Origin of the sequence: Pseudomonas sp. CM25, assembly GCF_013179705.1 — a bacterium.
Classification (GTDB): Bacteria; Pseudomonadota; Gammaproteobacteria; order Pseudomonadales; family Pseudomonadaceae; genus Aquipseudomonas.
Window position 1 is genome coordinate 1 of record NZ_JABMCW010000235.1, and the last position, 8,973, is coordinate 8,973.

Genomic DNA, 8,973 nt, shown 5'->3' on the forward strand with positions numbered 1-8,973 from the left:
GGTTGACCCAACCGGGCTGGGCCGTGCCATGGGTCTGACCCAGATGGGCGAAATCAAGATAACCCTTGCCCAGGAAGCTCTGGCCGACGAAGCTGCCGCGAAGAATGCTGCCCCTGCACCTGCTGCTGCGTCAGCAATCATTCCCGCGACAGTGCCAGCACCCGTTCAGCAAGTCGCGGTCGCGCAGCCTGCCAAACCTGCAGCGCCGGCAGCAAAGTCGGATCAAGTCAGCCTCACGCTCAAGCCTGGTGAAGGCCGTGAGATCAAACTGGAAATGCTCAAAGGCAGCGTAGTCGCTTATGAATGGAGCGCCTCCGGACCGGTCAACCATGACACCCACGGAGAGACCTACAACGCCGCTCAGGGTGACTTCCACAGCTACAGCAAAGGTCGGCAGATCAAAGGTGACAAGGGCGAACTGACAGCCTTGTTTGATGGTACCCATGGCTGGTTCTGGCGTAACCGCACAACAGGCAACGTTACCATCGTGCTGAATACCACTGGCGACTACCTGAACGTCAAGAAGTGAAACCCTGTGCTGCCTGCAGCGTGGGCACCAGCCATACCTTTATCCATTTGGAGTCCTACGATGATCATCAAATTGTTGCGCTCTGTTCTACTGATCGGCTTCCTTAGCCTGCTTGGTGCTTGCAGCGAAGAGCCACAGGTAAAGAATGACAGTGCCGGACATGGACATTCCCACGATTGAGCATTGTAAAGAGCCAAGGATGGCTCTATTTCAGCCGGCTTCGGGGCAATCCCTAGGACCCCGCCTTGTCCAGGCTCTCCAGACACTTGGCGAGCTCATCTCCGATTCGAGTTATTAGCTCTCCATATCCACCGGCTCTGACCGTTACCCCGTAGCCCAAGGCATCGAGCTCAGCGAAGCGTACTGGAAGGCCAGATGTCAGCGTATCACTGAGCTTTGGGCGTACCGGTGGTTCGCTGAAGAGGCAGCTAGGGCCTGCGGCCTCAAGCTTGGCCCGCATTTCTGCGATATGACGTGCACCTGGCCGAACGTCACCGCCGATAGCCAGCACACCCGTGTGGTTCAGGCCGTAAGCCTCCTCGAAGTAATCGAAGGTCTGATGAAATACGAAAAACGGCTTAGCCGCGAGCGGTGCCAATCGGTTTTTTAATCGTCGATCTTGTTCGCCGAGCCGCGCACTGAAGGCTTCGAAGTTCGCCTGGTAGCGAGCGGAATTCTGAGGATCAGCGGCAGAAAGGTCGGTGGCCATCTGCTTGGCGATCACCAACGCGTTGCTCGGGCGAAGCCACAGATGAGCATCAATAGAACCGGGGCGGTGCTGATCGTCATGATCATCTCCCACAGCGGTGGACCTTACCGGCTCTTCGTGACCATGTTCAGCATGCTCATGCTCCTCGCCAAAATGGCGAATGTGTAGCCCCGGCAGTTTTTGAATTACTACCGTCTTGCCGCTGCGAGCGGTGATGCTTTTGGCCAGGTAATTCTCAAGGTCGGGGCCGATCCAGTACAGGATGTCAGCAGCCTGAATATCTCGAACGGTCGATGGTTTGAGCGAAAAGCTGTGTGCGGATGAACCGGCAGGTACCAGCACTTCTGGCTCGCCAACGCCATCCTGGATTTCCGCCGCAATGAGCTGCAGTGGTTTGATGCTGGTGACAACCCTGACCTCGGCAAATGCACTACAACTGGCAATGGCCAAGAGCAAAGACCCGCCGAACAACGACGCGGTTTGACACTTTTTCATGGGTATTCCTGTGTGTGCTCAGAGCTGAACGGATGGGTCTGAGTGTTAGTGATCAATGGCCGGGCCACTTTCGATGCTCGTCATCGATCACGAATGGGTGAGCATGTTGTTTTCCCCCTTGGACGTGAGGGTGATCCGCAGGTAAATCATCATGGCGATGGGCAACGACCTCGTCTTCAAACCGAGGATCCCAAATGCTTTTGCTGAGTACCCAGGCTGCACCTGCGATTACCGCTAGGCCGCCAAACGCCGCTGTGGTACTGAACGTCGCCCCCAGCCAACCCGCTACCGGATAGGTAATCAACCAACAGGCGTGTGATAGGGCGAACTGAGCAGCAAACAATGCGGGCCTATCTTGAGCGCTGGACGATCTTCGCAAAATGCGACCAGAAGGCGTCTGCGCAAGCGAGTAACCTGCCCCGACCACGACCCAGAGCACAATCAGCGCTTCATAGTTTGGGAGCCACACACCCAAGGCCAGGCCGACAACCAGGATAGCGCCGCCAGCGAGCATTACCCTTTGATCATCGAGCTGCTCAAGCAGCCTCGGCAGCGCTAACGCCACGGCCATCGACCCCGCTCCGAATGCCATAAGTGCCAAAGCCATCGAGCGTTGATCTAACCCGAACCTTGCCTGCACCAGCACCACGGTGTTCACAATGACCATCGCGCTGGCTGCAGCAACTGCCAGGTTCAACGCCAACAGGCCTCGTAGGCGTGGCGTACGCATGAAAATTCGCACGCCTTTGGTAGTCCGTTCGTACACGCTGCGCTTAGGCCCTGGGGTGGGGCGTGGAAGAACAGCGGTAGTCACCATGGCTGCTGAAACCAGAAAACCGATAACAGTGCCGCCGAATAGGCTATGGAAGCTCACAACTGTCAGCAAAGCTGCTGCGAGCATGGGACTGATCACACTTTCCAGGTCATAGGCTAAACGGGAAAGCGACAGTGCACGGGTGTACTCACCTTCGTCCGGAAGAATATCCGGAATGGTGGCCTGGAATGTCGGTGTAAAGGCGGCGGAAGCGGCCTGCAGCAGGAAGATCAGCAGATAGACCTGCCAGATTTCGGTGACAAAGGGCAGCATCACCGCTACGCCAGCCCGGACTAAATCAAGGCTCACCAGCATCGCTTTGCGGGGTAGATACTCGGCAAAAGCTCCGGCCACCGGCGCGACGCTAATATACGCCACCATCTTGATAGCCAGAGCGGTACCCAGCACTGCGCCTGCATCCGGGCCCGCCAAGTCATATGCCAGTAGACCGAGTGCGACCGTAGCCAGCCCTGTACCCACCAAGGCGATTACCTGGGCAAAGAACAAATGCCGGTAGGCAGGGTTTTTCAGGACTGAAAGCATCGAGCTCTCCGAAGCGGTAGAAGTCGCCATTCCTTGAATCGTATCCCCCCCAGGGGGATATGGTCAACGCGATGGCTTACCCATCACGTTAGCGATTGACTTCAACAGCGAAAGGAATAATGTAGAATTGATAACAAAACATGTTGAGTACGCAACATGATTGGATGGGCGTTGTTGATTCTGGGCCTTCCGACGGCCAACACCACCGAGCGAATGCGCGCATGGCGCACACTGAAAGCCTGCGGCGCTGCTGCCCTGCGCGACGGTGTGTATTTGTTACCCGACTTGACCGATGCCAGAGAAGCATTTGAGACGGTCGAGCGTGACGTACTGAGCATCAACGGTACGGCCTACGTACTGAGATTCTCCGATCAAGAAGATCGCTTCAGCGCGTTGTTCGACCGAAGTGACGATTACGCAAAGTTGATAATGGAGATCAGTGATGCCCAAGCAGACCTGGCCCAGGACAATGCGCATAAGATTGCGCGCCAGGTTCGAAAGCTTCGCAAATCCTATGGGCAGCTGGCCGCCATCGACTTCTTTCCCGGTCCGGCCAAGGTTCGGGCAGACTCCGCACTTCGAGAACTGGAGACGGCCATTAGTAGAGCGCTGTCCTCAGACGAGCCAACAGCGCATGAGGAACAGATATGCGTTCTGGCTCGACATGACTATCGGGGTCGTACGTGGGCAACACGACAGCGCCCATGGGTCGATAGGCTTGCGTGCGCTTGGTTGATCAACCGCTTCATTGATCCCGAGGCACAGTTTATCTGGTTGGAAAAACCTCAAGACTGCCCCGCTGATGCACTAGGTTTTGATTTTGATGGCGCGCAGTTCAGCCATACCGGGCTGTTGGTTTCGTTCGAAACGCTCATCGCCAGCTTTGCGCTAAATGAGCCGGGTCTCCAAAGGCTCGCCTCAGTCGTTCATTACCTGGACGTCGGTGGAAGCCAGCCCGCTGAAGCCGCCGGCATAGAACGGGTTCTCGCAGGGCTACGGGAAAGCATCCCTGATGACAATCAACTGAGCCAAGTTGCCGGAGGCATCTTCGATGGCCTGCTGACGGCGTTTGCCAGCGAGGACATTGCTAATGGTTGATACCAGCACTCCCGTCAGCGACCCGCAGCAGGGCGAACGACAATCCGTGGGGCTTTTTGAGGCTTTCCTGTTCTGGCTGAAACTGGGTTTCATCAGTTTTGGAGGTCCAGCCGGGCAGATTTCAATCATGCATCAGGAGCTGGTTGAGCGCCGACGCTGGATCAGTGAAAAACGTTTCCTGCACGCGCTTAACTACTGCATGTTGTTGCCTGGGCCAGAAGCGCAACAGTTGGCGACCTACATCGGCTGGTTGATGCATCGCTCGTGGGGTGGGGTTATCGCAGGAGCGCTATTCGTCCTACCGTCGCTGTTTATCCTGATTTGTATGTCTTGGGTGTACATCGCTTTTGGTGAAATGCCGGTAGTGGTCGGCATATTCTATGGCATCAAACCGGCGGTGACCGCAATCGTGGTGCATGCCGCGCACCGGATCGGCTCCCGAGCCCTCAAGAATTCTTGGCTGTGGGCGATCGCTGCGGCTTCTTTCGTTGCGATCTTTGCGCTGAACGTACCTTTCCCTCTAATCGTGCTAGGGGCAGGCGTCATTGGTTATATCGGCGGTCGGCTGGTGCCGGAGAAGTTCATGACTGGCGGCGGGCACGGTGCAACCAAGGCGACTTACGGGCCTGCTTTGATTGATGACAACACGCCAACACCGGAGCATGCGCGGTTCCGCTGGACACTTCTGCTGCGCCTGGCTGTGATTGGCGCTGTCCTGTGGATGCTTCCAATGGGGGTATTGGTAGGGGCTTTCGGCTGGGACGGTACGCTGACCCAGATGGGCTGGTTCTTTACCAAGGCCGCTCTGCTCACCTTTGGTGGGGCATATGCCGTACTGCCTTACGTGTACCAGGGTGCCGTAGGCCATTACGGCTGGCTCACGCCAACCCAAATGATCGATGGTCTTGCCTTGGGCGAAACCACGCCTGGACCGTTGATTATGGTAGTAGCATTCGTAGGGTTTGTTGGAGGCTATGTCCATCCGATGTTCGGAGCCAGCCACCCATTTGTTGCCGGCGCGATAGCAGCGAGCCTGGTCACCTGGTTCACGTTCCTGCCATCCTTCATCTTCATCTTGGCCGGGGGTCCTCTGGTTGAGTCGACCCACAACGAGTTGAAGTACACCGCCCCTTTAACCGGAATCACAGCGGCTGTAGTTGGCGTGATCCTTAACTTGGCGCTGTTCTTCGGCTATCACGTGCTTTGGCCGAACGGCTTTGAAGGCGCTTTTGACTGGCCATCTGCGCTGATTGCAGCCGGTGCCGCGGTAGCGCTCTTCTGCTTCAAGCGAGGCGTAATCCAAGTACTGTGCGCCTCTGCATTGGCCGGACTCGTTATCCAGATCATTCTGTAATGCTGGACACCCTCCCTGCTTTGGCGGGAGGTGGGACTCGCCAGCCAGCACAACGTGCCGGTCTTGACGGCCGGCATGTTGTGCTCATTCTGGGCGGTTAAACGAACTCTTCGTCGTCCCCACCCCCGAAGAAGCCCTCGTCAGCGTAGTGCTCATCTGATGCAGGCTCTTCCTGTGCTACTGGTGGTTTTTCTGCTGGTGTTTGACCGGCAATTTGCTCAGCACCATCGTCTTGGAACATATCCATCAGCATGTTACCAAGCACCATGCCACCCGCCACACCGGCGGCCGTTTGCAGGGCGCCCGAAAGGAAGCCGCCACCTTGCGCCGGCGCCCCGCGCTGGACAAATCCTGGCTGCTGTCCTGCAGCTGGTTGTTGACCAAAACGCCCACCAGCCAGAGAGTGTCGTGCGCCGGTATTGCCAGCCAGGGAACTGGCTGGGCGACTCTCAACGGGTTGAGCCTGGCTACGACCGCCAAACAGGCCAGCCAGGAAACCACCACTGTTCTGCTGCGAGGCGTTCTGGGCACGCTTGAGCGCTTCAATCTCTGCGGCCTGCTCTTTGATGCGAGCGTCCAACTGCTCGATCGCGTTTTCCTGCAGCTGGTTTTCAGTGGAGTACTGCTGATGTTCCGTCGACATGCGGACGTAGGCAGCGGCTCTATTGTTGCCCTCTGCCAGGGATAGATGTGCTTGTCTCATTTATTGATCGATGCCCCCTTAGCGGCTGGGGTTTACACCCATACCGAGCCGTAGACCGCGCCACGCCTACGGGCCTTCGTCAGATGCGCCACACACGAATATATAGAGGAGACACAGAAAAATGATCGCGAAAATGGGCAATCCATTTCCAATCAATGCAGAAATCTACGCCAGTGCCGTAGCCGCTGCCCTATGCACCGAATTAGGCACATCACATCGAGCAATCAAGACGCTGCGCCATTGGACCGATGCCAGTGAACGCACCGCTAAGCACTGGCTGGCGGGCAACCATGGTCCCAGCGGCCTTCATTTGGTTGAATTAATGCGGCATTCAGAGCATGCGCTTCAGGCAGTGCTTGAATTGGCACAGCGGAACTCGTCCGTGGCAGTGGTCTGGCTTCCCGCTTTGCGCGAGCGTTTACTTGACGTCGCGGAAATGATCGAGGTTTGCCTGGGTCCTGGCAGCGCTCACTGACAGCCCTTGGCGCGGTCTCCCGGTCTGCCGTCTGAAAGCGCGCCACGGCAGCGCATCGAAGAAAATGACTGGATGCATTGGCTCAAGCGGTCGCTGTTGCCACGCCCAAATTTCCTCCATCACTTCGTCAGTGACGGAGCTGATAAAGTCATGGGAAACGTCCGTCCTGTATTGCTCAGCGCCATTCGATCACCTAAAGCTATGAAACGCCTGAATCGTACCTCTGCGGGTGTCATGACTGGATGCGCCGGGTGGATGGCGATAGCGCGGTAATCGTCTGGCAAAAGTATTTTGCGCTGGTCAGGCAGGAAGCCACTGATGGGGTAGCAGTTGACCGATTTCACTGGCTCGCTGCGTCGGCAGGCGCGTCAGCACATCTTTGAGATAGGCATAGGGATCGTGCCCGTTCATTCGTGCCGATTGGATCAGGCTCATGATTGCAGCCGCCCGTTTCCCGCTGCGTAGCGACCCGGCAAATAACCAGTTCGAGCGTCCGAGCGCCCATGGGCGTATCTGGTTCTCAACCTGGTTGTTGTCGATGGGCACAGCCCCATCGCCCAGGTAGCGCGTCAGCGCTACCCAGCGATTCAGGCTGTAATTGAGGGCTTTGGCCGTGGCTGATCCGTCGGGCACTAGGTGGCGCTGGGCCAACATCCACTCATGTAATGTTTTGCTGATCGACACCGCCAGGCAGAGAGGGATGCGGCGGCTACTGGGCTGCCGGTCGTGGGTCTTGGCCCGATGACGGAATCGAGCGCGCCGGCTGCATTGATTCCTGAAGGGTACTGCATCATGCCCAGGCGGCTCACCGCCGAGAATGGAGCCGAAGCCCTATTGCTTGGCGAGTTCAAGCTGAAGGTAACCCGCGAATGCCCTGAATGCCTCGAACTGGACGAGCCAAGAGAGGGGTGCGAGATCTGCGATGGCGAGGGTGAATATGCTCAGCGCCAGACGATCCCTTTGGGACAATATCAAATTCATTTACCGCGAGGCAGTAAAGAGTCTCGCTCTACAGCCGCACGCTATCCTGTAGCGAAAATGCAGGCAGGAGCACATCTGTTCTCCTGCCATGAAATGGAATCTATGCGCCACCTAATGTAACTCCAAAGTCTCCGCAGCACGATTCAGGACTGCAACGGTACCTAGCGCCTGGTCATTATCCACCCAGCTCCACGAGCCGTGTCCCAAGATGCCGCCGATGGCTACGAGTCGCAGGTCTTCCGGGTCCACCCCCAACTGGTCCGCTGCCGCAAGTACTGAGAGCAACGCTTGCTCAAGCTGAATTTCCACTTCGTTGGCTGATGACATTGGTCTGTCCTCCGAACGTCCTGTCGCTACCTTCCACTTGCCAAAGCTGACGTAGATTTGGTTGAAGATGGCTCACAAGCGAATACGCGAGCACGTCCCACGCCCCAAGCCAGCGCTTTGGACATTGACTCTCCGGGCCGGGAATCGAAAGCCTGTTCGTACAATGCAATACCTGATTGAGCATAGACACCGATGAACATCTGCGTGTTGCCTGTGCGAGATAACCTGACTTGCACATCAATCTGAGTGCCATCGTCAAGGATCTCGTCATGGGAGCGGTGGTGAAGACTCGGGTCTGCCCAATCCCAATACGCTTGTCCTCGAGTTCTCATAATTCCTCCGTTAAATTTGATCTGTATTCCTTACTAGAAACCAAAAATAACGAATATATCCCGACAGACAAGCGGAAATTGCAACATTGAGAACTGAAACTGACAATCGGCCAAAATCTGTACATCTTAATATTATTGTACAATTTTCTCCGAAAATCTTTACAGATCGTCGCTTATAGTTCTAGCGAAATGCATCCAGTCCTCAAAGGCTTTGCGTTGAGACTCGAGATCTTCACTCCAGCAAAACTTTGCGCCATGGCTGTACGCCACACGATTCATGAGCAACGAAGTCGTCTTATCAAGCTCCTTTAGGAGCTGATATGCACGATATTTCTGGTCGGCATTAAACATTTAATTTTTCCTCATAACGCGCGCAGCCCACTTTCGTTTAAGTAGGGTTTTGCTGGCCGTCTGCCATCTAGACCATCAAACCCCCTGTCTTATTCCCAAAGAAAGCTGAATTCATCAGCTTAAGGAAACGTCATGCCTGAAGAATCAAGCTGATCCAACGTGTGGCAGTCGAGCGCGACCAAGACGGATGGTGGAGCCACCCCGACGAGCCAGACTTCGACGAGGACTACGCCGCCTTCAAAGCCTGGCTTGCTCAGCAGGG

General features: G+C 56.2%; 10 protein-coding genes and 2 pseudogenes. 5 read left to right on the top strand and 7 right to left on the bottom strand.

What is annotated here, in order from left to right:
* Positions 1-529, top strand: a 529-nt coding sequence (locus HP546_RS21070) for a hypothetical protein (RefSeq protein WP_256678511.1), incomplete at its 5' end; no start/stop codon positions are given.
* 232 nt (positions 530-761) lie between these two features.
* Here HP546_RS21070 and HP546_RS21075 read toward each other — a convergent pair.
* Positions 762-1,733, bottom strand: coding sequence for a zinc ABC transporter substrate-binding protein (locus HP546_RS21075; RefSeq protein ID WP_172229069.1), 972 nt, complete (start codon positions 1,731-1,733; stop codon positions 762-764).
* 52 nt (positions 1,734-1,785) lie between these two features.
* On the bottom strand, positions 1,786-3,090 hold the full coding sequence (locus tag HP546_RS21080) for an MFS transporter (RefSeq protein WP_172229071.1): 1,305 nt from the start codon (positions 3,088-3,090) through the stop codon (positions 1,786-1,788).
* Between the two features lie 156 nt (positions 3,091-3,246).
* Between HP546_RS21080 and HP546_RS21085 the strand changes: the two genes are divergently transcribed.
* A complete protein-coding gene (locus HP546_RS21085) occupies positions 3,247-4,188 on the top strand; it encodes a chromate resistance protein ChrB domain-containing protein (RefSeq protein ID WP_172229073.1) in 942 nt (313 codons plus the stop codon).
* Positions 4,181-5,542, top strand: coding sequence for a chromate efflux transporter (gene chrA / locus HP546_RS21090; RefSeq protein ID WP_172229075.1), 1,362 nt, complete (start codon positions 4,181-4,183; stop codon positions 5,540-5,542). The genes HP546_RS21085 and chrA overlap by 8 nt, the downstream gene beginning before the upstream one ends.
* A gap of 97 nt (positions 5,543-5,639) precedes the next feature.
* Here chrA and HP546_RS21095 read toward each other — a convergent pair whose 3' ends face one another.
* Entirely contained in the window at positions 5,640-6,245 is a 606-nt protein-coding gene (locus tag HP546_RS21095) for a DUF2076 family protein (RefSeq protein ID WP_172229077.1), read from the bottom strand.
* 121 nt (positions 6,246-6,366) lie between these two features.
* Here HP546_RS21095 and HP546_RS21100 point away from each other — a divergent pair, with 121 nt between their 5' ends.
* Positions 6,367-6,720 (top strand): hypothetical protein, encoded by a 354-nt coding sequence (locus HP546_RS21100; RefSeq protein WP_172229079.1) that lies wholly within the window; start codon positions 6,367-6,369, stop codon positions 6,718-6,720.
* Positions 6,721-6,768: 48 nt separating this feature from the next.
* On the opposite strand, the pseudogene HP546_RS21105 reads toward HP546_RS21100, so the two are convergent.
* Both HP546_RS21105 and HP546_RS21110 read right to left on the bottom strand, forming a co-directional pair.
* A pseudogene (locus HP546_RS21105) lies at positions 6,769-6,900 on the bottom strand (transposase); the annotation flags it as partial.
* A gap of 120 nt (positions 6,901-7,020) precedes the next feature.
* Positions 7,021-7,410, bottom strand: a pseudogene (locus HP546_RS21110) (transposase); the annotation flags it as partial.
* A 51-nt stretch (positions 7,411-7,461) separates the two neighbouring features.
* On the opposite strand from HP546_RS21110, the gene HP546_RS21115 reads away from it, so the two are divergent.
* Positions 7,462-7,821, top strand: coding sequence for a hypothetical protein (locus HP546_RS21115; protein WP_172229081.1), 360 nt, complete (start codon positions 7,462-7,464; stop codon positions 7,819-7,821).
* Here HP546_RS21115 and HP546_RS21120 read toward each other — a convergent pair.
* Together HP546_RS21120 and HP546_RS31490 are read right to left on the bottom strand one after the other, a co-directional pair.
* Entirely contained in the window at positions 7,813-8,028 is a 216-nt protein-coding gene (locus HP546_RS21120) for a hypothetical protein (protein WP_086975761.1), read from the bottom strand. The genes HP546_RS21115 and HP546_RS21120 overlap by 9 nt on opposite strands.
* Before the next feature lie 26 nt (positions 8,029-8,054).
* Positions 8,055-8,360 carry a hypothetical protein gene (locus HP546_RS31490; RefSeq protein WP_256678512.1) on the bottom strand — a complete coding sequence of 102 codons (306 nt, stop codon included), beginning with the start codon at positions 8,358-8,360 and terminating at the stop codon, positions 8,055-8,057.
* Positions 8,361-8,973 lie beyond the last annotated feature (613 nt).